The organism is Moraxella bovis (assembly GCF_002014975.1).
Taxonomy (GTDB): domain Bacteria; phylum Pseudomonadota; class Gammaproteobacteria; order Pseudomonadales; family Moraxellaceae; genus Moraxella; species Moraxella bovis.
This window is the reverse complement of record NZ_MUXV01000043.1, coordinates 1-25,460: the sequence shown is the minus strand read 5'-3', so window position 1 is coordinate 25,460 and position 25,460 is coordinate 1. Positions and strand designations below refer to the sequence as shown.

At 41.3% G+C, this 25,460-nt stretch carries 22 protein-coding genes; 14 read left to right on the top strand and 8 right to left on the bottom strand.

Annotation, left to right across the window (positions count from 1 at the left end):
• Positions 1–218 precede the first annotated feature (218 nt).
• On the top strand, positions 219–1,526 hold the full coding sequence (locus B0182_RS10430; RefSeq protein WP_078274883.1) for a YjiH family protein: 1,308 nt from the start codon (positions 219–221) through the stop codon (positions 1,524–1,526).
• Between the two features lie 69 nt (positions 1,527–1,595).
• Here B0182_RS10430 and B0182_RS10425 read toward each other — a convergent pair whose 3' ends face one another.
• The 6 genes from B0182_RS10425 to B0182_RS10400 all read right to left on the bottom strand — a co-directional run bounded on the left by B0182_RS10425 (position 1,596) and on the right by B0182_RS10400 (position 12,617).
• A complete protein-coding gene (locus B0182_RS10425; protein WP_143821720.1) occupies positions 1,596–4,991 on the bottom strand; it encodes a DUF4132 domain-containing protein in 3,396 nt (1,131 codons plus the stop codon).
• Positions 4,943–5,392 (bottom strand): hypothetical protein, encoded by a 450-nt coding sequence (locus B0182_RS10420; RefSeq protein WP_078274881.1) that lies wholly within the window; start codon positions 5,390–5,392, stop codon positions 4,943–4,945. Before B0182_RS10420 ends, B0182_RS10425 begins: the two co-directional genes overlap by 49 nt.
• A gap of 147 nt (positions 5,393–5,539) precedes the next feature.
• The gene (locus B0182_RS10415) at positions 5,540–7,645 is read right to left on the bottom strand and encodes an SWIM zinc finger family protein (protein ID WP_078274880.1); all 2,106 of its coding nucleotides are present in this window, start codon (positions 7,643–7,645) and stop codon (positions 5,540–5,542) included.
• Between the two features lie 28 nt (positions 7,646–7,673).
• Positions 7,674–8,816, bottom strand: coding sequence for a VWA domain-containing protein (locus B0182_RS10410; protein WP_078274879.1), 1,143 nt, complete (start codon positions 8,814–8,816; stop codon positions 7,674–7,676).
• Positions 8,817–8,905: 89 nt separating this feature from the next.
• Positions 8,906–11,443: a DUF5682 family protein gene (locus tag B0182_RS10405; protein WP_078274878.1), complete on the bottom strand. Its 2,538-nt coding sequence runs from the start codon at positions 11,441–11,443 to the stop codon at positions 8,906–8,908.
• A gap of 76 nt (positions 11,444–11,519) precedes the next feature.
• Entirely contained in the window at positions 11,520–12,617 is a 1,098-nt protein-coding gene (locus tag B0182_RS10400) for an ATP-binding protein (protein ID WP_078274877.1), read from the bottom strand.
• Between the two features lie 183 nt (positions 12,618–12,800).
• Between B0182_RS10400 and hutH the strand changes: the two genes are divergently transcribed.
• The 6 genes from hutH (at position 12,801) to B0182_RS14405 (ending at position 18,589) form a co-directional block, all read left to right on the top strand.
• Positions 12,801–14,360 carry a histidine ammonia-lyase gene (hutH, locus tag B0182_RS10395; protein ID WP_078274876.1) on the top strand — a complete coding sequence of 520 codons (1,560 nt, stop codon included), beginning with the start codon at positions 12,801–12,803 and terminating at the stop codon, positions 14,358–14,360.
• Positions 14,361–14,717: 357 nt separating this feature from the next.
• The gene (hutG, locus tag B0182_RS10390) at positions 14,718–15,725 is read left to right on the top strand and encodes a formimidoylglutamase (RefSeq protein WP_078274875.1); all 1,008 of its coding nucleotides are present in this window, start codon (positions 14,718–14,720) and stop codon (positions 15,723–15,725) included.
• A 187-nt stretch (positions 15,726–15,912) separates the two neighbouring features.
• Positions 15,913–17,139 (top strand): imidazolonepropionase, encoded by a 1,227-nt coding sequence (gene hutI, locus B0182_RS10385; RefSeq protein WP_078274874.1) that lies wholly within the window; start codon positions 15,913–15,915, stop codon positions 17,137–17,139.
• Between the two features lie 102 nt (positions 17,140–17,241).
• Positions 17,242–17,382 (top strand): hypothetical protein, encoded by a 141-nt coding sequence (locus B0182_RS14410; protein WP_158079694.1) that lies wholly within the window; start codon positions 17,242–17,244, stop codon positions 17,380–17,382.
• A gap of 434 nt (positions 17,383–17,816) precedes the next feature.
• A complete protein-coding gene (locus B0182_RS10380) occupies positions 17,817–18,020 on the top strand; it encodes a hypothetical protein (RefSeq protein ID WP_078274873.1) in 204 nt (67 codons plus the stop codon).
• A 428-nt stretch (positions 18,021–18,448) separates the two neighbouring features.
• On the top strand, positions 18,449–18,589 hold the full coding sequence (locus B0182_RS14405; protein WP_158079693.1) for a hypothetical protein: 141 nt from the start codon (positions 18,449–18,451) through the stop codon (positions 18,587–18,589).
• A 271-nt stretch (positions 18,590–18,860) separates the two neighbouring features.
• On the opposite strand, the gene B0182_RS10375 is transcribed toward B0182_RS14405, so the two are convergent.
• Together B0182_RS10375 and B0182_RS10370 are read right to left on the bottom strand one after the other, a co-directional pair.
• On the bottom strand, positions 18,861–19,292 hold the full coding sequence (locus B0182_RS10375) for a hypothetical protein (protein ID WP_143821719.1): 432 nt from the start codon (positions 19,290–19,292) through the stop codon (positions 18,861–18,863).
• 38 nt (positions 19,293–19,330) lie between these two features.
• On the bottom strand, positions 19,331–19,657 hold the full coding sequence (locus B0182_RS10370) for a helix-turn-helix transcriptional regulator (protein ID WP_078274871.1): 327 nt from the start codon (positions 19,655–19,657) through the stop codon (positions 19,331–19,333).
• Between the two features lie 113 nt (positions 19,658–19,770).
• Here B0182_RS10370 and B0182_RS10365 point away from each other — a divergent pair, with 113 nt between their 5' ends.
• From B0182_RS10365 to B0182_RS10335, 7 genes are all read left to right on the top strand, one after another.
• A complete protein-coding gene (locus B0182_RS10365) occupies positions 19,771–21,000 on the top strand; it encodes a phage/plasmid replication protein, II/X family (protein WP_078274870.1) in 1,230 nt (409 codons plus the stop codon).
• Positions 21,001–21,009: 9 nt separating this feature from the next.
• On the top strand, positions 21,010–21,306 hold the full coding sequence (locus B0182_RS10360; protein ID WP_078274869.1) for a hypothetical protein: 297 nt from the start codon (positions 21,010–21,012) through the stop codon (positions 21,304–21,306).
• Positions 21,307–21,713: 407 nt separating this feature from the next.
• Positions 21,714–21,878, top strand: a complete 165-nt coding sequence (locus B0182_RS14400; protein WP_158079692.1) for a hypothetical protein — start codon at positions 21,714–21,716, stop codon at positions 21,876–21,878.
• 210 nt (positions 21,879–22,088) lie between these two features.
• Positions 22,089–22,379 (top strand): major capsid protein, encoded by a 291-nt coding sequence (locus B0182_RS10350; protein WP_078274867.1) that lies wholly within the window; start codon positions 22,089–22,091, stop codon positions 22,377–22,379.
• A 241-nt stretch (positions 22,380–22,620) separates the two neighbouring features.
• The gene (locus B0182_RS14035; protein WP_143821717.1) at positions 22,621–23,916 is read left to right on the top strand and encodes a virulence factor TspB C-terminal domain-related protein; all 1,296 of its coding nucleotides are present in this window, start codon (positions 22,621–22,623) and stop codon (positions 23,914–23,916) included.
• Positions 23,916–24,215 carry a DUF2523 family protein gene (locus B0182_RS10340; RefSeq protein WP_078274866.1) on the top strand — a complete coding sequence of 100 codons (300 nt, stop codon included), beginning with the start codon at positions 23,916–23,918 and terminating at the stop codon, positions 24,213–24,215. Before B0182_RS14035 ends, B0182_RS10340 begins: the two co-directional genes overlap by 1 nt.
• Before the next feature lies 1 nt (position 24,216).
• Complete coding sequence (locus B0182_RS10335; RefSeq protein ID WP_078274865.1) at positions 24,217–25,416, top strand: zonular occludens toxin domain-containing protein; 1,200 nt, start codon at positions 24,217–24,219, stop codon at positions 25,414–25,416.
• Positions 25,417–25,460: the final 44 nt, after the last annotated feature.

The following is a 25,460-nucleotide window of genomic DNA, read 5'->3' as shown; positions in this document are numbered from 1 at the left end:
ATTAAAAATGGCTAAATCTTGATTTTCTGCGTCAAAAGCCTTGCCAATATTATTATATTGCCTGTAGCTTTTTCCTTGAAAATACTGCGATTTTTCTCATTTTTAATTGCAAATATAAAACTTCAACACGCCCCAATTAAAATTAAAAATAAGTCATTGGCATTTGCTGATGACTTATTTTGTTTTTAAAATTGAATGTTAAGTATTAAGGACAATGTATGAAAAATCAATCAAATACGCTGGCACTTATCAAGTTAATTGGATTTAGTTTGCTTGGTATCTTTTTGTTTTTTGTGCCGATAGACATAGCAGGAATAAGTACCATTACCTTTGACCATATGGCAAGTTATTTGGTGCGAGAACAAAAGGGTTTGGCTATTGTATTATTATTTGCACTGATGATTTATGGCGTGGCCAAGCCTTTTATTAATAAATCGTTTAATGCCAATTTAACCAATAGGATTTTAACGATTTTGAAAATATTAGGGCTTATTTTGTCTATATTATTTATTACTAAAACCGCTCCCGATTTTTTAATGCAAAAAGATATGCTCCCTTTTTTGTTTGAAAAACTTGCCCTACCTGTGGGAATGATTGTGCCGATTGGGGCGGTGATGCTGGCGTTTTTATTGGGCTTTGGGTTATTAGAAGCGGTGGGCGTGTTAATGCAACCTGTGATGAAACCACTCTTTAAAACTTCTGGCAAATCCGCCATTGATGCGGTAGCATCTTTTGTAGGGAGTTATTCGGTTGGGCTTTTGATTACCGATAGGGTGTATCAGCAAGGGGCATATTCCGCCAAAGAAGCAGTCATCATTGCCACGGGCTTTTCTACCGTTTCTACCGCCTTTATGGTCATTATTGCCAAGACATTGGAGTTAATGCTGTTTTGGGGTTTTTATTTTTGGTCGTGTCTTTTTATCACATTTTTGGTAACGGCAATCACGGCACGCATTCCGCCCATTAGCCGATTTAGTGATGAAAAAACAATTCCTGATAATGATAAACTAAATGCACCCATAATAAAAGTCGCTATAAATACAGGCATTAACACCGCCAAAAATGCCCCGCCTTTATACAAACTGTTGTGGGATAATTTTATAGATGGCGTTAATATGGCAAGTGCGATTGTGCCGTCTATCATTGCCATTGGTTTGATTGGGCTGTTATTAGAAAAACACACACCTGTTTTTGATGTTTTAGGTGTTGTGTTGTACCCATTTGCCTTAATTGGCGGACTGTCTGAGCCAATGACGGTTGCCAAAGGTTTGTCATCAGGACTTGCCGAGATGTTCTTGCCTGCTTTATTGCTCGCCAAAGCCGATTTATTAACCCGTTATGTGACAGCGGTGGTGTCAGTCTCAGGCATTGTTTTCTTCTCGGCGATGATTCCGTGCGTGCTTGCCACCAAAATCCCATTAAGCGTGGGCAAAATGGTGCTGATTTGGTTTATACGTGTGGCATTGTCCATTGTTTTGGCAATTTGGTTTGGGTATTTGGCGATAAGTATGGGTTGGTTGGTTTAATTTTGGTTTTGGTGCCACAAAACAACCAAAAAAATCAGACCGCACGCTCGCAGTCTGATTTTTCCTACCTTACCAAGGCGTTTTCTTTTCCCATTCCTTATCAAAGCCCTCTGTCTTTTCTGCCAACGCCTGATAATCGGCAAAACACTCCGCAAGCAACACAGGTGGAATCTCGGCAATCGGCTTATTAGGCTTGCTCCACGACCGCACGGTTTTGTCTTCAAAGGACAAGCCATAGACCACCGCAGGCAGGTTCTCTTCTGGCACGTAGCTACCACTAAACCCAATCACCGCCGACACGCCCAAACCGTCAAAAGGCTTATAATAACTGTCAAACGACCCACCGTCTTCAATGCTTGCCCGCACATAGCCCATTTTGGTAACAATGCCCCGCAAGCTATAAGTGTCGGTCAGATAGCCCTTAAAGGCGTTAATCGTGGTTTCATCGCTGGCTTGCTCGGGGTAGGCAGGCGTGGCGGTCAAGTCGGGTAGGGCGTTGATCATTTGGTTGAACAAAAATTCTACCTTATAATCCTTAAAATGCCCCACCCAGTCTTCTGCCGTCTCATCGTCCAAAAGGACACGGTGAGCCACCTTAATGCGACTGCCCGCCCCAAGCGTGATTTCATCGTCATCGAGGTTTAATAACGAACCGTCATCAGCAGGGCGAAACGCCTGTACCACCGCTCCTGTCTCGTCCAGTTCTAGCCACACAAGACGAGCCACCAGCCGTTTCATTAGTGGGTGCTTGTACAGATACTCTTGCCAATCAGAACTTGCCCACGACCGCTCGGCACACATCGCTTCGTACAGGCGAGCGGTTTGTAAATCTAGGACTTGTTTGTATTCTTTTTTGGCGTTGCTAAATAGGGCTTTGGCGTCCTTAATCAGCGTCTTATCATCGTCCGCCCGAGCTGTTGGCAAGGATTTGATGACTTTGCCGTCTTCATTTTTTAGGACAAATTTGTCTTTATCGTCAATGTAGGCGGTCAAATGGCGACTGCCATAGTCAATGCGTAAAATTCCGTCATCGTCAAACCCAGCGGTTGGAATGGTGCGGTCAGCCAGCTCGTCCGCCGTCCAGCCGTTGCATTCGGCAATCTCGCCAACGAGCGATTTGGCAAGCTCTTGAATGGTCTGCATTTTGTAGCGTCTTGAAATGCCAAGCAATAATTGAATAATCAGCGGGTCATCGCTGGTTGAAAAACTTGTGAGTATTGCTTCTACTTGGCTTCGGCGGTTGTAGTGATTTTTCATAAAGTCTTGCAAAATCTGAACCGCCACCGCCCCTTGTGTTTTGGTTGCAAGGGCAAGCAAGCCTTTGGATTTAATCGCACTGCCCAAATAAATGGACATTTGTTCACGGATAATCTCCGCCTTGACCTGCTCCAAAGTAATGTTGGCGTATTCTGGATACCATTCTGGGCTTCGTTTATACCAGCATTGATAGTTGTCCAGTCGCCCTTGTGCGTCTCGTTCGGCAACTTGGCTGGCTTCATCTAGGCTTGGGTGTCTTGTGTCTTCATTGATAAAGGCTTGGAGTAAATGTAAGGACAACGCCTTTTGGCTTTTTTCATCAAGCAATTCCAAATACCGCACAAACAAGGCATTGGGGCGGGGGTCTTTGGTTTTTTCTGCCAAAACCACCCACCATTTGACGATGTCCTTGTCCACCGCCTTGCCATTTTGCCACGACACGGCAGGCAAGCCGTCAAAATCAAACCACGCAAGTGTGCTAGAAATCTTGCCTTTTAAGCCTTTTTGGGCATCTTTTAACAAGGCTTTGGGGTCAAGGTAGGGGCTGATGTCTTCGCCCAAACTCTCCAAAGCGGTCAAAATCTCGGCAATGACGACTTCTTTTTTCTCTTTTTTAAGTAAATCATACAAAGGTTTAATGGCGGATTTTTCGTTCAAACGGGCAAGCCATTTGATTGCGGTGATACGAATCTCTTGTTTGCCGTCTGCCAAAGCTTCAATGGCTCGCTCGTGCACATTGGGCAGGCGTGCCAAAAGTTCTTGGGCTTGAAAGCGTAAGGTTTTTTGATTGCCAAGTGCCAATTCCAGCAAAGGGGCAATAAAGATTTTTGGCAAAGTAGGGAATTTGCCCAAAATATTAATCGCATTTTCGGCAGTAAAGCCATAATAACGATTGTCTGATTTATTGGGCAATAAACCAAACGCTTCTTCCAAAAATTCAGGATTTTCCACAAAAAATGGATAAATCTTATCATCGTCCATAATAAAATCAGACAAAATGCTCCAACGGTCTTCCAAATAATTCTCGGCAATTAAACGATTGGCTTTTTCGCTACCAAATCCCACTTGCTCCAAATAATAAACAAATTGGCGTAATTCCAAATCTTGCCAATGTTCGGGCTTACAAAAATTAAAGACATCGTCCCAATTTACCCAATGATGACTGGGGTGTGTGTCTAATAATAGGGCGTGGTACAAACCAAATTCGGGCAAATTGCTAATGGTTTTATTAAAATTAACCACTTCTTTTAAATAATCCCGATTAAATTGCGAGTTTTTGCCATTGCCTTTTAGGGCATCGCAAGCATCTTTAATAAATGATTCTTTATTTATTTTGGCAAAACTTTTAAAACCGTGTTGTCGCCAAGTGGATTTATAATAATTTTTGTCGCCTTTATGGGCTTCGTTGCAGGCTTGCTCTTCTTCGGCATCTTTTTGATAACGCTCGTAAACCAAATCAAAGTTTTCGCTTAGAATCTTGTGAATGCTGTCGGAGAGTGTTTGGATTTCGGGCATTGCCATAGGGGGCAACTCAATGTCTGTATCGCCTGCTTGCTCTGCGGTATCAAGACGGGCTAGGGCGTTGGTAATGGCGGTTTGTACCGATTTTAATTTTTCTTGGGCAAGGGCATTTTGCAAAATCGGGCGGGCAGTTTCGCCAAGCCGTGCCAAATAATCACAGGCGTTGGTGCGTTCTTTGCTGGTGCCGTTTGATAAAAATTCGCTCAAATGGCTGACGGTTTGCTCATTGCCAAGCCCCCCAAGTAGCGGTGTGGCAAGCTCTCGCACCGTCTTTTTGTCGCTTAGGGCAAGGGCGACCACAAGGGCGGTAAAGGCAGGCGAGACAAAGACGGCGTTGTCGGCGTGGCTTAAATCCTGCTTTTTAAGATAATTCAAAAACACCACTTGTCCCCGTGCTGACAGCGTGCGTAAAAAGTCGCAAGCAAGGGCTTGGTGCGTTGCCAAAAAGTCTTTAAAATCAGGCAATTCACAGATGTGGAGCATTCCATCATCATACCAACTGGAATCATTTTTGCGTTCAAAAAACGCCCCCAAAATTTGCTGAATGCCTGTGCTTTCGTCCGCATCTTCGCTTTGCAATAAGGTCAGCAAATTGGCAAGCGACCACGATTTTTTGACCGCCATTTCATTAGGATTGTTCACTCGTCTAAATGCGTCCGACAACAAATAAGCAAACCAAACAGGCACGGAGTCGTGAAATTGGGGTTGTTCTTTTCGCAGGTAATGGCGACCATTGTTTTGGCGTAGCGGACAATCTGCTCAGGCGTTAGTCGCTCAAACAAATGATTATAAAGGTTGCCCCGAGCGGTAACACAACGGTTTTTGTCTTTTTTGACTTCTTTGGATAAGCCCCAATCTGAGCTACCCCAGCGATAATCGCCCATATTGCCCGTTAATTCAATGCCCTTATTGTCATTGCGAGCGTGCAAAGTCGCCACAATTTCAGGATTATCGCCTGTGATGATATAAGTTAGCACGCTTTGTACATAACTTTCGTCCATATGGCGTAAGGGTGTGGCGTATTGGGTCAAAAGTTCAAAAGTAGCATCTCGCCAAGTTTCTGGCAAATGGGATTTTAAAGTGCTCATATTCAATTTCCTTTTAAAAAAGTTAAGCGTATTGTGCAATAAATCTTGGAATATCATATAAAAAATTTTGGTATTTTACAATGGGTTTTTGATTAAACTTTAATTGATTTTTTTATAAAAAACCAATCAATAAAATTTTGATGTATTTTATACCAACGGCAATTTTAACCGACAACTTTGTGCCAAATCCAAGACATAACGCAATTTTAATAACGCATCTTTATCAGACGGCGATTGGCAAAGTGTTTTAATGGCATCGCACACCAATGCCAAACCAATATTTAAAAAACCACCAGCAAGACTTAATAATTCTTGTTGGTCTTCTGTTTCTAAGGCTCTGCCCGTATTGGCATAAAACGCCAAAATGGACAGCGTCCGAGCGATTAACAATTCTATGGTGTCTTTGGGTTTTTGGGTGATTTTAGCCGTTCTTTTTTGTTCCAAAAGTTTGGCAATTCGCCCTGCTAATTCCGAAACAAATACCGACAATTCTTTTTTGCGATAATAGTAATAAATATCATCATAATCCAAATTAAAAATTTCTACATAAGGTGTTTTGGCTTGTCGCTCCAACAATAAAGAACACGGGGAAAAATAAATACAATCACCATTCACAATTACTTTGGCTAAAATGCCAAAAATGTTTTGATGTTTTAATAAATACTCCAAACTTTTTAATTTTGATTCGTTAACAGCGGATGCTTTTAGCGATAATAAAAGCCCTGTGTCATTATTATCATCAAGCCGAACTAAAAATTGTTGGTTGATTTCATCAAGGTCGGGCAAATGAATGTTGGCTGGGTATAATAACACATAATTGGGATAAGTTAAAAACAGCCGTGAAGTGGGGGAAATTAACGTAGTTAATGTTTGCCAATCGTCAATGCCAGTTACTTCTTGTTTAAAGGTGTCGGCATTTAAAGTTTTTAATTCAAACAATTCTTGATAACGGCTTAATTCGCTGGGAGAAAGTGTGCCATTGTTTTTTAATTTGCCTTTGGTTAAGGCAATAGCGTGCGTTTTTAAATAATCCACGCTTGCCCCAAATACCCCCATTTGATAAGCGGACTGTTTATGAAAAGTGCTGTCAAGACTATTGGCGCGCCCATTGGTTACGCTTATCAAGGCTTTGTCATCACCATTATAAAAACAAAAACTAATGCCCTTTGCCCCTGTACTTGTTTCCCACCATTCTGCCCCTAAGGGAATAAGTTTTTTGATAATAATGTCATCGCCCGTATTGATAACTTTACCCCGCAGTTTTTCTAATTGTTCGCCATTTTGGGAATGATGAGCATTTATAAAACTTTGCAAATAATGGTATAAAAACGCTAACTCATTAAAAATATTTTCTTCTTTACTATGAATGTCTTCATTTAATAAAGCGGTCATTGCGCCATAAATTCTACGAATATGCTGTGCCAAATTGGGCATTTGATAAGTACGGGCTTGTAGGCTTAATAAACGCAAAGACAATACCGACTCTTTGGCAAGGTGTGATAAACCTTGCTTTAAAAAATTCACGCACAACGATTGTGATTCATCAATAAAAACCAATTCATCATCGCTTAAACAATTTTGTTCGCTGACAAATACGGCTACTTCGTCCGTCCATTGCCAATCTTTATTATGTTGATAAAAGACATAAGCAATTAATGCCAAATGAATGGCGGATTTTTGTTTATCAGGCAATTCTGATAACATTCCTTTTAAGGACAAACCCTTAAAATAATACACGGTTTTATCAAAATCTTTTAAATAAAAGTTAAGTTTATTGTCCGTTTCATCAATTCTGACTTCATTACTGTCAATCAACTCTTGATAATGGGTAAAGGCAAGCAATCTGTCAGATTTTTTAAGCTGTTTTTGTAAGTCTTTTGGGTCTTGGTTTAATAAATCATCAATAATGCTAGGCTGGTTGTTATTATTAACCGTATCATCAGATTGTTGAATGTCTTGATTATTTGCTTGGTGATTGTCATTATTGGAAAATAAAGTCTGATGATTTTCTTTTAAATAAAGCACACTTGCCAAAATATGTTTGCAACATTCATTGGCAGGGCAAGTGCATTTGGCACCCGCAATGCCGTCTTTTGGTAAAGTAATATGAAAACTTTCTAATTCAAAAATCAAATCGCCATTGCTGTTTTCAATCAATTTAACTTCATCAAGCGATTTTTTGGCACGGCGAACCAAGCCTATATTGGCAAAAGTAGCTAAGGCATCGTCATCGTAATTTAAATAAATGCTCATTGGTTTATTTCCATAATTCAAATTTAATTTAATTCATAATATCCGCCAGCCAATCCGCCAAATGCTCTGGGGTCATTGCCCCAATGTGCATTCCACGATTGGCAAGTTCATTTGCAATTTGTCTGTCATAACACGGATTAGCATTACTGTCCAAAGACGCAAGCCCCAATAATTTTGTGCCTTGTTCATTTAATTGGCTGACGCTTTTATAAAAATGGGACAATGAACCACCTTCTTCAAAATCACTAATCAAAATTAAAATACTTCTTTTGGGATTGGTAATTTTTTTGGCACAATAATCAATGGCTTGCCCAATCAAAGTTCCCCCACCCAATTGAATGGTTAATAGTACTTCCACAGGGTCATTTGCCATATGCGACAAATCCACTACTTGTGTATCAAATACCACCAAATGCGTATTTAAACTGGGCAATCCTGCCAATATGCTGGCACAAACAGACGCATACATAATAGAATCGGACATAGAACCACTTTGGTCAACACACAGAATAATCTCCCATTGTAAATGTTTTTGTACTCGGCTATTAAAAAATGGGCGTTCTATAATCATCTGTCCGCTATTGGGTTGATAATTTTTAAGATTATGGCGAATGGTTTTTTTACAATCAAAATTTTGGGCTTGTTTGATGACAGAATTGGCAAAACGGTTTTTTCTGCCCGATAAGGCATTGATAAAATTTGGGCGAATTTTTTGAATGATGTCGTCCACCACTTTTTTAATGAGTTCTCTAATGGCTTCACGGGTTTCATTATTTAAATTGCCCCGCAAAGTTAATAGGACTTTGGCGGCTTGCGGATTGGGTTCTAATGCTCTGATGTTATCGGCACTTTTTAAAATATCAGTCATTTTATAACGGTCTAGGGCGTGATGTTGCATTCTTTCAAAAGTGGATTTTGGAAATAATTTACGACTTTGATTTAACCAGTTAATTGCGGTTAATTGCGAACTTTCTAAGCCACCGCCCCGAACACCATTTTTTTGTTTAATGCCCCGTTTTTTATATTCGTTTTGATACAAATAATCCAAACAGCGTTCCAATTTTAATTCATCGCCAGACAAAGTGGCATTATCCAGATCTTTATCGGCATAACGCCCCAAAATCAATCGCCAGCGTCTTGCGGTTTCTAAATCTTTATTTTGGTCGGTCATTTTAAATTTTCCTAAAATAAATAAAAATTGATTGGTTTGGTTTTAATAATTGGTGTGTATTATGCACCATTAAAAATATAGCCAATTTATTAACCCAAACAATCATTGTTTAATAACTGTATGAGTTTTTCGTTTAATTGCACGCCATACATCATTTCATTTTCGCTAATGGACAAATCGGTATAAAACACTTCATCGTCATCACTAAGCCCTGTATAGTGGGCAATGCGTTTGGCAATTTCTTGGCTTTGGCGGGGCGTTAAAGTGCTAAATATAAATCTTAAATCGGGCAATAAACTCAAAAATAACTCACCGTCCCAGCGTTTAATAAGTTCATTCAAAGCGTGAATGGCAATCGGCGAACCAATAAAATATTCGGGAGCAACTTTAAAAATGCCTTGCAAATACAGTACTGAATCGGACGGCAATGTGCCTGTGGCAAAAGCGGTAATAATGGCATTTTGTAAGTCATCATTGCCAATTTTATTATCCAAATAAGCCATTGCATACAATGCCCCTGCCAATGAATATAACCCCAGTTTAATCAGCTCATCGTGTGAAATATTATCATAAAACGCGTTTAAAAACTCATCGCCCAAATTAAAAGAAATGGCAATGTTTTTAATGAGTTCATTTAAGCGAATTAAGGCGGTCAAATGTTCATCGGTATTTTCTGGTGTGGTGTCATAAAGCGTATTAAGACAATAAATGCTTTGACGAATGCCAATCATCATATTGTCTTTTAATAAGTTGCCGTCTATGTCTATTAACGCTCGCCCTTGCCACAAATAAAAAAGCTGGGCGGTGGCATCAATCAGCGAAGTTAATTTATAATCGCTGTGCAAATAGGCTTTTAATTCTTGATTAAATGCCGTCATTTGTGATTTTAGACCCATTTTACAGGCTTTGGCAAACAGTTTGGCACAATCGCTTGCCAATAAGGGCGTACCTGTTTTTGAAAATTGCTCTTTTTCGTTTAGGAGTTTTTGGGTGGCAATGACCGCCAAATCATTGCCTGTTTCAGACAATTCAATCAAACGGGCTTCTACACTTGGTGTCCACGCATATCGCCATTCTTCAAACAATAAATCCAAATTGGTACCACTGACAAAATCCGCCCCCGCCATAAATTGCCCAAACCCCACTTCCAAAAAATAAAGCAAGTGCATAAATTGGCTAATTTGACGGTGCAATGGTTTTCTATAAGTGTCCAATTTGCGAGTTTTTGGCAAAGTATCATCTAATTTAAAGCGAAAATATTGTGCCTTTTGATAAGTGTTAGCAACCAAGGCGGGACTTTTTTGAGTTTTGGCGACTTGTCCTAATTTATTGCCACTTAAATGCTCATAAACCACTTGCCATAAATACGCCTGACCGTCATCCAATTCGCCTTTGGTTAAAGCGGTGGTAATGCCGTCTATTAAATCATAACGACTGGGTGTATAATGTCCACGAAGTGCCGATAAACCTGTGGCAATTTCTAAGGTATTTTTTAGGGCGATAAAAGGCGTTATTTCTAGGGCGGATTTTTCATTTAATTGATGACATAAAGTTAAAACATAGGCATAAAACTCTTGATTAAAAAATTCTAAGTCGTCTTGATTATTTTTTTGATAAGTTTCTTTAAAGGTTAATAAAGTTTGCCAACGCCATTCATAATAGGCAGGGGACGGCATTCCCGATGCGTAGCCATTTAAGGCATTTAATTTATCAAAACTGTACCGAATAAGCCACGCATTGTCATCATAAGTATTTTTTATGATATAAGGTTTTATCGGTTCTTGATTGATAACCTTATGCAAGTTTTCAATTAAAGCTAAGCTATGAAATCCGCCCGTAACAATTAACAGTTTGTGATTTTTATCAATCAAAGGCGTGATTTTTTGAACCATACAATATTCACGGTGCAATGAGCCTTCTTTTAATAACACTCCTTCTTCATAATCCAAACGGGCTAAGGCACACCACGCCAATACATCATCAAAAAACGCTGTGGCGTTATTTAACTTGGCAGGTGGTTGTAATTCAAACAAATGCTCCCACAAATCATCGTGGTCTCGTAAATGCAGGCGTTTGGCAAGGGTGCTGATATAGGTGCTGTGTACCAAATAGCGTTCTTGCATTAGGCTTTTTTGGTTGGGGGCTTGATTGGCGGTATCGTGTGGTTCATTGATAAATTCATTTTCTAATTGACTTTGGCTTGCAAAGTCCAAATCAATAAATTCACAAGGGATATTTTTTCTTTGGCTTTCTTTTAGGGCAACCCATTCGGGCGAATACTCACAAAATGGAAAAAAGGCAGAATAAATGCGTTCTTGTGTCATATTATCATCGTCTTCTGCTGTTGTTTCTTTTTTTTGGGGTTTTGTTTTATTTTTTTGGGTGGCTTGATTAAAAATGGCAATCGGTGGCTTGGTATCGGCTGATAATAAATCTGGAATTAACCCATTAAAAGTATAAGGGGCTTCAATCAAAATATGGGTGGGCTTTAAACTTTCAATATAAGCAAGTAGGGCAAAACTGCACGCAGGGCTATGATGACGAATGGGAGCAAAATAAATGCCGTGTTGGTTTAATTGTTGTTGTAAGTTAAGAGTATTGCTTAGGCGTGGGGGATAATTTTTCATAATGGGCGGTATTTAAGTTTGATGGTAAAAGGGCGAATTGTAATTCGCCCCTACGGGTTTTTATATTAAATGGTATTTAATCAAAATTTTTATTGCCTTGATAAAATGCTTGCCAGTCTTTATCTTTTTTGCCCCGTTCTTTAATCACGGTATCCAAATAATAGCTCATTTTTTTGGCATCGTCTTTATTGTCCTTAAACACCACGCCTGTGATTTGTTCGCCAATATGACGGGCGGTTAATTCGCCATTGTCCAAATAAATCGCTTGCAAACAGGCATTGTGGGCGACATTGACCGCTTCGGCACTGCTCATTACCGCATCGGGGACTTTTAGATGACTGCCGTCTTGACTTTGTCCTGTGCGTAATTCATTAAACACCGTTACCAAAATATCAATGACACTTTGATGAATTTTGACTTCTTTATATAAGTCTTTTAATTCATTTTTTAATTGAACATTGATAAGTTCTATTTCAAAATTTTTATCTTTAATGGCTTTGACCGTTTCAAAATTAAAGCGTCTTTTTAAGGCGGACGACATATCGTTTACGCCTTTGTCTCTTAAATTGGCGGTGGCAATAATATTAAAGCCTGCTTTGGCTTCTAGGGCATAATCTTGCCCCATTTCGGGTATCATCATTCGCTTTTCGGATAATAAAGAAATCATCACATCTTGAATTTCGGCAGGGCAACGGGTAATTTCTTCAAAACGGGCGATTTTGCCGTGTTGCATTGCGTGATAAATGGGCGAGGCGATGAGTGCCTGTTCGGTCGGGCCTTGTGCGAGCAGTAGGGCGTAGTTCCATGCATATTTGATATGGTCTTCGGTCGTGCCTGCACTGCCTTGCACGGTGTGGTTGGAGTTGCCACTAATCCCTGCCGAAAACAGCTCTGAAAGCATAGATTTGGCGGTGCCTGGTTCGCCAACGAGCATTAGCCCTTGCTTGCCCATTAGGGTAACCAGACTTCTGTCCACAAGGGCGTCATCGCCATAGAATTTTTGGCTGATGTCAAGGGCTTTGTCGCCCAAGATGAATTTGCGGACAGCGTGGGCGGACAGCTCCCAGCCTGTTGGTTTGGGGGCTTTGTCATTTTCTTTTAAACGGGCAAGTTCGTCAGCGTATTTTTGTTCGGCACTTTGACGTAGAATGGGGGTTTTGGCTTTGGGTGGCATAGGGGTGTCCTTAAAAACAAATGATACCCATTGTAACGATTTTGGGGGTGGTTGTAAATGGGGGTAGGATTGGGATTTTTTTATAAAAATTTTCTTGAATTTCCCCCAAAAATTTGCTAAATTAAGCCCAAAATTTGTCTATACAAATTTTTTCTAAAACATTCTCATGAAGGATTGCCAAAAATGAAACCCATCCTAACCCTAACCCCACGCAAATTAACCTTTGCTCAATTACGCCAAATTTATAACGAACCTGTCAATTTGGTGCTAGACCCATCTGCCTATGAGGCGATTGACCGCTCGCACAAGGCGGTGCAGGATATCATCGCAAGGGATAAGCCTGCGTACGGCATTAACACAGGCTTTGGTTTGCTTGCCAAAGAACGCATTAGCGACGATGAGCTTGAACTTTTGCAAAAAAATCTGATTTTAAGCCATTCGGTTGGCACAGGCGATTTGCTCCCTGCCAATGTCGTTCGTTTGATCATCACAATGAAATTATCCAGCCTATCGCAAGGGGTGTCAGGTGTTCGCCGTGAAGTGGTGGATGCACTTATCAATCTTATCAATCATGACATCACGCCCATCATTCCTGCCAAAGGCTCGGTGGGAGCATCAGGCGACCTTGCCCCGTTGTCGCACATGACACTTGCGATTTTGGGTGAGGGCGATGTGTTGGTTCGTGGCGAGCGCATGTCTGCCAAAGACGCTCTTGCCAAGGCAGGACTGTCGCCCATCACGCTTGCCGCCAAAGAGGGTTTGGCACTTATCAACGGCACCCAAACGTCCACCGCCCTTGCCATTCGTGGCTATTTTATGGCGTGCGACCTTTTGGCAAGTGCGACCGTAACAGGAGCGTTGTCGGTGGAGGCGGCTCGTGGCAATGATTCGCCCTTTGACCCACGCATTCATGAGGTGCGTGGACATCATGGGCAGATTGAGCTTGGCAAGACCTATAAGGCGTTGCTTGAACATAGCGGATTTAGGGGTAAAAACCGTGGCGAGGCGGAGCTGCGTGTGCAAGACCCCTACTGCCTACGCTGTCAGCCCCAAGTGATGGGGGCGTGTCTTGACCTTATCAATCAAGCAGGTAAAACGCTACTCATAGAAGCCAATGCCGTAACTGATAATCCGCTTATCTTTGGCGATGATGAGCCTGTTGCCATCTCGGGGGGTAATTTTCATGCCGAGCCTGTCGCCTTTGCCGCCGATACCTTGGCACTTGCCATCAGCGAGATTGGCTCAATGAGTGAACGCCGTATTGCTCTACTTATTGACAGCAGTTTGTCAGGACTGCCTGCGTTTTTGGTGCGTAATGCAGGCGTGAATTCTGGCTTTATGATTGCCCATGTTACCGCCGCCGCTTTGGTTAGCGAAAACAAATCGCACGCGCACCCTGCATCGGTGGACAGCATTCCAACATCTGCCAACCAAGAAGACCACGTCTCAATGGCGACCTATGCAGGGCGAAGATTGTTTGAGATGGCACACAACACCGCTGTCGTGGTGGGTATTGAACTGCTTGTCGCTGCCCAAGGCGTGGACATTCATGGCGAAGATTTGGGCTACAAGAGCGATAAGGTGCTAACGGACGTTCATGCCAAAGTGCGTGCCAAGATTGCTCATTATGACAAAGACCGCTACTTTGCCCCTGATATTGAAAGTGCCAAACGGCTTGTCTTGTCGGGTGAGTTGCTTGATGGCTGGGACGAGCTACGCCAAAATTGGTTTAGCAATGTGTGATGGCTGGGGTGTGTTTGACCCTATACGTCCAAATTTTAAAATGTATCTTTGTTAGAACTCTAAAATTACCACAAATTCAATGATGTGTCAGTGTAGGGTCGGATTCTGCACGTCCTATAAACATCAACATATCATCAAGAGGTGGAAGGAGCGCCTTACAAATCTTACTGTGGTAAATATAGCAAATCAACCTCATTTTGCACCAATCTACATTTTGAAAAATGCTTTTGTAGTTGGGGACTGGCAGGGCGTACCGAGCTAGCTCCTACGGTGGTGCATTTTGAAGTTAAACAAGTATATCAAGTTCGCTAGATATATCCTAATTTTTATCCACCCATTTTAAACCAACTAAAAACCATGACCGACATTCACGCCACTTATATCCCCTTTGACCCCGCCCATTATACAGGACGCACCGACTCTTTTGAGAGCGATAGAGCGGTGTATTGGCATAATGCCGTACAAGCCTTTGACCGCCAGCCTATTGCCTTGGTGGGTTTTTCTTGCCATCAAGGGGTAAGGCGAAACTTGGGTAGGGTAGGGGCAAAGTCCGCTCCGCCTATTATTAGAGAATTTTTTGCCAAATTGCCCATCACAACAGGCGTGCAGGACAAATATACCACTTTGTCCGACTTAGTGGGCGACTGTGGCGATGTGGTATGTCATGACAATGACATCATCGTCAAGGGCAGTTTAGAATCCGCCCAAAGAAGTTATGCCACGCACATTACCCATGCCCTACAAAACAACGCCCTAGCGGTCGGGCTTGGCGGTGGGCATGAGATTGCCTATGGCAGTTTTTTGGGATTGTATGAGCATCTAAACGCAAGCAATGAGCATTTACCCAAGATTGGTATCATCAATTTTGATGCCCATTTTGATTTGCGAACGGAGGAGTACGCCACATCGGGTACGCCATTTTTGCAGATTGCTGATATGATGGGTGATGAGTTTTGTTATTTTTGTGTAGGCATTAGCCGTTTTGGTAACACAGCAAGTCTATTTGACAAAGCCCGTGCCTTGGGCGTTGGTGTTGTTGGTGATGATGATTGCCACCGCTTGTCTTATGATGAGATTTGGGCAAGGCTTGATGGCTTTGCTCGGGGCGTTGATGTGCTTTATGTTACGGTGGATCTGGACTGTCTGCCAAGTGGTGTCATGCCTGCGGTCAGTGCGGTAAATGCCAAGGGGATTGAGCTTGATTTGGTGGAATTTTTGCTTGAAAAGCTCATTCAAACAGGCAAAGTCAAAGTGCTGGATTTTGCCGAATTTAACCCAACTTACGACATTGATAGCCGTGGAGCAAAAACCGCAGCACGACTGCTTGCGGTGTGTGTGGAGTGGGCGTTGCTTTATGGTTTGTGATTAGGATTATATTAAACTTAAAACTTATTGATGACTATTAATCTACTCTATTCTCAGCTTTGTATAGGTAATTGATTTATCAAGGGCGAATCAATAGCCCTTACAACCAAAAAAATAATCGCCCAATAATCAATAATTTGTAATTTTAAGTTGAGATTAAAGCTGATCTAATATTTAAGGAAAAACCATGCAATTTGACACCTTAATCACCAACGCCAACATCGCCACCATGAGCGAGACATTTGGCTACACCAAAGATACCCCCTATGGGGCGATACGTGGCGGTGCGGTTGGCATCAAAGATGGCAAAATTGCCTTTGTCGGCACAATGAACGAGCTTGGCACGGCAACTGCTGACAAGATAATTGATACCAAACAAGGCTGGCTAACCCCCGCTTTGATAGACTGCCACACCCATGTGGTCTATGGCGGTAATCGCAGTAACGAATTTGAGATGCGTCTAAATGGCGTGGATTATAAAGACATCGCCAAGCAGGGCGGTGGGATCTTGTCCACTGTGAAAGCCACAAGACAGGCGGATTTTGATGAATTGTACGAGCTTAGTTTGCCACGTTTTGAAAGCCTTGTAAGTCAAGGCGTGGGGACGATTGAGATTAAGTCGGGCTATGGGCTTGATTTGGATAACGAACGCAAAATGCTCAAAGTCGCCAAAAAATTGGGCGATGACTTTGGCGTTACCGTCAAAAAAACCTACCTTGCCCTACATGCTCTACCGCCAGAATATCAGAGGAGGGCAGACGAATATGTCAAGCAGGCGTACGAGTGGCTAAAAGTGTTGCATGGCGAGCATTTGGTGGACGCAGTAGATGCGTTTTGTGAATCCATTGCTTTTGACACCCATCAAGTGGGCAGGCTCTTTGAAGTTGCCAGATCGTTAGGATTGCCTGTCAAGCTTCATGCCGAGCAGATGAGCGATATGGGCGGAGCGGGGCTTGTAGCAGAGTTTGATGGCTTGTCTGCCGACCACATTGAATATCTGTCCACCGACAGCATTGTCAAGATGGCAAAGCATGGTACGGTGGGCGTGCTATTGCCGACCGCCTTTTATGTTCTAAAAGAAACCAAACTGCCTCCCATCGATGCCATGCGACAACATGGCGTAAAAATGGCGGTATCCACCGACTGTAACCCTGGTACATCACCATCAACAAGCTTACTGCTTGCCATGAACATGGCGTGTACGCTGTTTGGCTTAACGCCCGAAGAAGCTTTGGCAGGGACAACCATCCATGCGTCCAAAGCCTTAGGGCTACAAGATACCAAAGGGCAACTTTCGGTGGGGATGGATGCTGATGTGGCGTTGTGGCAGATTGACCGACCTGCTGATTTGTCTTATCTTATCGGACAAAACCGCCTACAAGGGCTTTGGGTGGCAGGTAGGCAGATGGGCTAGGCTTTTCGCATAACGCTTTTATGTTACAATAGCAAGCTTTCGCCCAACATGTATCATCATTCCTACATGTTGGGCGTTTGCTATTTAACATAATTATAAGTTATGCGAAAACCGACGCTCATCGGTACCAATCGCCCACTTCTCACACTCTGCACCAGTTCCACACCCCACACCCCCCCCGAAGTTATCCACATGAACGCCCACGCCCCTTACAGCCCTCGAAAAGTCGAGCGAACCCCCTAACGCACGTCGGCTTTTCGCTAAGGGCTGTTGGGGCGTGTTTGGGCGTGATTGTGGATAACTTCTCATTGTACCAATTTAAAGAATCCGACAGCTTCACCGCTCTCAACCCCTGCCGAATCCACCATTTGTGGTGGTGGATTTTAGGCTCATTTTTGGGTCGTTTTGGGATTTTTGGGTGTTTTTGTCAATATATTTTTACAGACCTGTAAAAATATATTGACAGGTAGGGCGGATATGGTTTACCATGTCCGCACTACTAAGCTAAAAGCGGTCATCACTCCGTCCAAGTGATTTTTTATTGTCTAAAATTCGTCTTATGACGGGTTGATAGGGGTGAATACAATACCGAAAGGAAATAACCCCAGCCGTCTTTTAGCGGTAGTTGAGACCCGTTGCCCTATGGCAACTTCATTAACTAAACTAAAAGGTGTTCTATGAACAGTCAAATGCTTGAATACGCCAAATACTTGGGTAAATCCGTTGTTTTTTTCTACCAACCTATCCCAACAGAGCCGCTTTATTCGTCTTATTGGTGTAAAGTCTCTGGCGAAGTCCAATCCGTTCTACTTGATGAAAAATCTTGCGAATTTTTGGTAAATGATGAATTTTACGCATTTTCAGAAGTGATTTTTGTTTAAAAATCAATAAGTTACAAAAAATCCTTTTTGTATCAATATGGCGTTTCGCCATATGACTGCAAAAAGGATTTTTTGTATTTGTGGTTTGGTGTTTTTATGGCGATTGCTCTGTAAGCGTTTTAGTAAATTTCTCCAAAAACGCTGTATAAGCTCAAATTTGAGATTTAAACCGATTAAGCTAGGTAGTTACTAAAATTTGTGTAAAACGCCTTAGAATGCAACACAGGGGCAAATAACGCATATTTTGGCATTCATTCTACGAATGATGCTCTGGTAGTTACTTGCTCTTGGGTGTCCAATAGGGCGATTGGTGCAAAAGGTGCGGTGCTTTTCGCATAACGCTTTTATGTTACAATAGCAAGCTTACGCCCAACATGTATCATCATTCCTACATGTTGGGCGTTTGCTATTTAACATAATTATAAGTTATGCGACAACCGACGCTCATCGGCACCAATCGCCCACTTCTCACACTCTGCACCAGTTCCACACCCCACACCCCCCCCGAAGTTATCCACATGAACGCCCACGCCCCTTACAGCCCTCGAAAAGTCGAGCGAACCCCCTAACGCACGTCGGCTTTTCGCTAAGGGCTGTTGGGGCGTGTTTGGGCGTGATTGTGGGTAACTTCTTACTGTACTCATTTTCCAAAATCGCCCTTTGAGTGCGAAGCGACGGATGGAGCGACAAACGATAAGGGCGATTTTTTGAAAAGTTTGTAACAGGGCAGGGCTGGCACACCCTATCTAATGGTGTGCCTGTCTCCGAAAGTAGGGGTAGTTAGAAAGTATTATGTAAGGTTATTTCTATATAGTAAAGTTTTGTAAAGTATATTGACTTTTAAAAATATACAACATTATCAAAATAATTTCTAAAGTTTAGCATTAAGCCATCTTTAATAACAATGCTTGGGGGAAAGAAATTTATTTTCTTAAATTCCTTAATGGCTTCTTGGATTGTTGTAATTTTTTTGTTTTTAAACCTAAACATTTCGCGTCCTCTTAATATTTCATGAAAATATTCATCTAGCTCATCAATGTTATTTGCCTCCTGTTGTGTCCATTCGCCACTATTTTCTACATAATTTACATAGTCACTAAAAAATATATCTATTAACGCATACTGGGCATTTGGCACCCACTCAATATATTCCATACACCCTTCATTTAAATCATCAAACGAAAATAGAAATCCCTCCAAAACATATTTACTCATTTGTTCTGATTCGTCTTTGAGAAAGAATTTTTTTGCTTCCTCATTGCGTTTTTTCATGGATTTCTTGGTTGTTTTGTTCATTTTTACCATAGTATTCACTCTGACAACTGTTCATTTTTAGTTTGTATTAAAACGGCTCTTAAAACTTTTTTTGCATACTCTCTTTTGTCTGGATTTAAGGTTTCAAGCTCTCTAACTAGTGCCATTAGGTCTCCTTGTGTATTTTCATCAAAAATAAGTTTGTCTACAGTTGTCCCCAAAGCGATTGCTATTTTTTTTATTGTGCTTATCCTAGGGTCTTTGCTCTCACCAGTCCAAATTGAATGAACTGTTCTGTTTGGCAATTTAGCCATTTCTGCCAAGTCTTGCATAGACAAGCCAACTTCTTTGCTTCTTTGTCGTATGTTTTTATCAATGCTCATTCTTTATTCCGGTAGGGTTTCTTTTTATTTTATATAAAAAAGTTCAATTTGTCGCTTGACTATTTCAATATTTTGAATTATTATTCAATTAACTGCTTAATTTATTCAATATTATGCTTGACCATCTCCGCCTACGCATACCAGTCTTACCGCCGTACTCCAAAGAGTATGGCGATGATACTTGGGTTTTTACAGGCGATATGATGGACTTAGGCTTGATTTTAAATGGTCGCTCCGTCTCTCGCCGTGATGATGGCTCTGTCAGAATTGGCGACTTGTACGCCCCTTATGATGAAGTTGGCACTGATTACAGCTATATGGCAGTCAAATTTTATCACGAAGCCCGCAACTGCTTACCTAACCTTGAAATCAAGGCAAGCCCAAACAAGCTTATGCAGGGTCATAATGTCTATGGCTTTGAGAGTATTAGAAAGGGTGCAAGGCATATGCTATCAATGGTGGTTGATAGCTATCCTGAGCTTTGCAAATACTTAGACTTTCGTAATGTCGAAGTTATGCACTTTGATTGCACCTATTCGGCTCGTCTGCCCCATCAAAACCTTGTCCAGCCCATGATTGATTTTTTAGCCAACGTTAGAGTAGGGCACAGAAAAGCCAATCATGTCAAATTTGATAATTATATTACTTTTAACTCACAAAGTAACCGTTACGTCTCCACAAAAATCTATGGCAAGTTTGAGGAGTTAAAATCACAAATCGATAAATACCAAAAAAAAGCTGATACTGGGTGCATTCGCTCTAAAAATCTTGTTGTTGCCATGCATGACGCTCTAAAATTCTCTAATGCTCTATTACGCTTTGAAGCTCGCATTCATAAAACTTATCTCTCAAAAAACGGCTATCCAACCAATTTATACGACTTAATAGACCATCAAGAAGCCAACCCAAATTTTTTAAAAGACATGTGGGGTGTCTCCTTTAACCCCATTTTAAACGCAATTAAAGGATCAGATATTATGCTTAAAAATTATGATGATGACATGATTTTAGATATATGTAAAAAACATTTAACCACGATTGGAACAAATGGCAAAAGATATGAGACAAAGGCAAAAAATGCTTTTAGACTTTATTCTCATTTAAGAGAATTTGGTTTTGTTAAAACAAAGAAGTTATATTCGGAAAGCTCATTTTATGACAATCTCAATAACCTAATATCCTGCGGTTTTAGCCGTGCTTTTTTACAAAACCTACATCAAGAAAAAAATACCAAAGTTATTCCATTTACTCGCTTAATTGAAATTAATTTTAATGAGCAATTACCCCCCGATTATATTGAGCCTGTTAGCCAATATGATGATTTTAACCTAAAAGTAGCTTAAGGAGCTATCATGAAAGTTATGTTTAACACAGCAACAATTTTACCAACCATGTCAAAATCCACAAAAGAAGTGGAAGGCAAAACGGTAACGAATACTTACTTTAACACCACAATGTTTGAGCCTGTGCGATATTCTTTGCGTCCTGCCAATGGTGTTATGCCTATTGAGCAAATTCAAGCTGTTCTTGAACAATGTGCTGATAATGCCGACGAAGTCGAAATTGAGTACAAATTATCTCAGACTAAATATGGTCCAGTCATGGAGATTTACTCTGTTAAACCCATCAAGCCAAAGACAACTGCATAAGGAGCTAACAATGCCCAATAAAGACAAAGACGATGTACCAGTAGTTGTTATTATTGATGCTGGTGGTTGTTAATCATCAAATTCCATGATTCTTTATTAAAAGGAGCTAACAATGCCTAATATCTACCTCGATGAACACCAAATTGAATTATTGCAAGGTGTATTATCAGCTGAAAAAAGTTTGGTTAGCTAAAAATGGCAATATCTCATTACACAGATGATGAATTGCAATTATTGCATTTATTGCTCACTTATTCGTCCGTTAATCATGTTGTCTTAAAGCGTGAATTTAGCCTTTTCGCCGTTCAAATGGGCTTTGACAATAAGCAGTTAAAAGATTTTGTTGAAAATCTAGCTCTTAAGATTAATGATGACGTTAATAACATTAGTTATGAGTAGGTGTAATTATGTTCGATTATGACCCTTATTCGGATTCATCAGTAGCCAAAGATTATCTTTATGATGATTATGATTACTTATTTGATGACGACGGTTTTTTTGGTTCATCATCATCAAATGAATCTAATGATTTGGACGATGAATTAGATGAATTTGATGATTTGCCTTTCTGATGTCTGATACAAAAATATATACCAAAACATATGTTTGCGTTCAACCGCAAGGCAATGATTGCCTTGCATGGCAACAAACAAATTTGGGGCATATATCGCCCCAAATCGCTGGCATAATAATTTTTTATGCCTTTATGTTAAATCTTGTCGTTTATGGTTTTCGCACCATGCGAAGACAGCTATAAACGCTCAAAAAAAGGAAAAATCACTATGAGACCTTCTGTGTATGCTCATAATCCGACTTTTTACCAAAAGTCAAAGGCTTTTGTTGTTGATACATTTAGCGACACCAAAGCCAAAACCGCAATGGTAGTTATCCCTGCTGTTGCCACTGCCAATGTTGCCATGGCAAATACTGGCATCCCTGAACTAACCATCGACGTATCAAGCCTGATGAAAGCTTTTGCCGTGATTATCGCAGCGATTGCAACTGTTGGAATGGCTGTTTTAACTGTTGCACTGACGGCTAAAGCATTTAAGTATATTCGTGGTGCGTTTTAAGATAATTTAGGCGATAAAAACGCCCTTTGTATCAATATGGCGTTTCGCCATATGACTACAAAGGGCGTTTTTATCATGATTAATGATTTATTGTGGCTACTAATAATTTTAATTACTTGTTTGGCAATTAGAGATTTATTTAATTAAGGATTTTTTATGCTCGCAACTATACTTCGAATTATCATCATCTACATACCTGCACTACTCATGTGGATAGCTGTTATCGCTGGATTGTTTGGCTATGAACTATAATCGTTCAATCATCACACTGCTTGCCATGCTGTCACTGTGTGCCAGTACGCTTGCTTATGGATTTCAGGAGAGTCCGTATCCTGGGGATGTTACTCCCACTCCACCAAAAAAACCCAATCCAATGATTGACCCACCTGCACCACCGGGCGAACGCTTACCCCCTATTGATATACCACCCACAAAACCCCCATCAAAATGGGACAAGGTCAAAAAAAACATTGGCAAACTAAAACCAAGCCCTGCTGATATTGCAATCGGTATCGGGATATATGGCATTGGTGAGCTTGTTGATTTTGTCATGGATCCAGATAACAATAGACCCAAACGTAAAATATCATGCGAAGTCGGGTTTGGCGACGATAAGTTGTCACTAACTCAATATGCTGCATTGTCTCGTCAGCGTAAAGATGCTTACGGCGATTATACCATTACAGCTAACTCCGACACATACAAGAGATTGGCTCAAATTGAGAAACAAACGTTACAACTTTATGAGGGTGGCAGTTATAGCAGACCCAAAGATTGGTCCAATTCCTCAAATACTACTGCTCCCTGGGATGTAACAAGAATAGTCAACGGAGAGCCAAGAGTTCACAAATCGGATTATCATGTAGGTGTTCATGTGCGTTGTTTTGTGCCTGACCTTGATACCAAGCCTAGCCCAAGCCCTGAAACACAGCCACAGCCAAAGCCTGTGCCTAGCCCAAGCCCAAGCCCAGAAACACAGCCACAGCCCAAGCCCGTGCCAGTGCCTAGCCCAAACCCAAACCCTGAAACACAGCCACAGCCAAAGCCTGTGCCTAGTCCAAGCCCAAGCCCAAGCCCAAGCCCTGAAACACAGCCACAGCCAAAGCCTGTGCCTAGCCCAAATCCGTCTAATAACCCCAGCCCAACAATGCCCCCCGATGTAGCCCCTATCGGTCGTGAGCCTGAAAATAAGGATGCTAAGCCCTTTGAGCTACCCGCATTCTGCGGCTGGGCAAAGCCTGTTTGTGATTGGATAGAATGGACTAAGCAAGATGCAAAAAAAGATACAGATACACAAATTGACATCGATGAAGATAAGACCATTGATTTTAGACCGCTTGCCGAAAAGTCTTATATTACTCTGCCTAAGACTTGCCCGCCAAATCCAAGGATATCATTTAACATGCCTTTTGTTGCCGGTGCTCAAACACTAGAATTTCCCCTTGATAAATTCTGCGAAGCTTTTGCATTATTTAAAATCGTTGTTATTTTATTTGCTTATATTAAAGCTTTATCTATTGTAGGGCAGGGTCTTTAATGGGTTCACTATTAAAAAAACTCTTAGATATGGTATTGCAAGGCTCGCTAAAAAATGTCTTATTAGGGGCAGGTTTAGGCGTGGCAAGCTCTGCCATATCTTTTGCCGTGATTAATTACTACATTGGCAAACTTGTTAATTATTTATCCAATTTCGGCACGACAGGGCAGTTTGGTAATGCTGTTATAGCATTATTTGGCATCGCAGGGCTTGACGTGGCTTTTAGTATTATCATTGGTGCTTATGTTGTTAAGTTCACGATTAAAAGCACAAGATTATTCATAACAAAAGGTAAATAACATGATACGAATTATCGGTGCAGGTAATAGCCTTATTACAGGCCTGCAAGGTGCAGGCAAAAGCCATTTTATCATGAGCCAAATTGTTGAGATATTGGCGGAGAATGAATTACAGGTCTATCTGGTCAATGTTGATGGCGTTAAAATCAATAATCCCAATTTACATATTGTTGATGCCTCTTTTAGCTGGGTTAATGACGCACCCGATAACAGTGTGATTATCTATGATGAGGCGGGCATGATAGACCGCTTTAATAATTCTAATTCAAGAATTAATTCATCTGAGGATGTCCAACGCTTAACCATGGCAAGACACCAAGGTAAGACGATTGTCTTTGTTGCTCAAGACAGCTCTATTGTTCATCCTGCGGTCAGAAAGCTATTAACAAGGCATTTTCACTTTTCAAACCCTTATAATGATAAAGAGCAAACCCATTGTTTTGTATTTCCGCAGGTACAAGACCGCCTAGACGGACAGAATAAATATTGGCAAAACAACGCCATTGAAGAGTTCAAACACCCCTTAGACCCCGACATATTCCCACTTTATAAGTCTGTTGATGATGGGGCTAACCACATCAAGAAAAAACAAGTCAATAAAAAAGCCCAAAGGGCGATTAGGGTTGCTATAGCGTGTGCAGTGCTTATTATACCTGCCATTTTTATTGCTTTATATTTTGGCTATTCTTACGTTAATGACGTTTGGGGCAGTAAGCCCGACCAAGAGACAGTAGAGCAAAAGGGCGATACAAGCGATAGCCCTGTTACAGCCATCCAAACGCCATCAGCTACCCAAGTACCAGAGGGTTATATAGATGATCAGAACGAGCAGTACATACGTGCCAGACGCATCTATGTTAAGCGACTGCCGCCAGATTATGATGTGATAACCACCGATGACAACATCCGCCCATCTGCCGTCATACAAATGGGCAATAAATGCCGTGTGTATAATGCCCATGGCGACTTAATGACTTATGATTTATCAGAGTGTAAAGATTTTTTAACAGAGACTGGAAAAATTCCAAAATCTCGCACCGCTCATAGTTTTGTTTCAAGTCATGATGATGCACAGGATCAGCCTGTGCAGGTTAACGATATGCAACAACAAACAAACCCCCAAGCCGTGCAAGGGGGCATAACAAGTACAGACGAGTACATATTTGCTGATAAGTCCAAAACCGAGCCCATATTTAATTAGGGCGATTGGTGCAAAAGGTGCGGTGCTTTTCGCATAACGCTTTT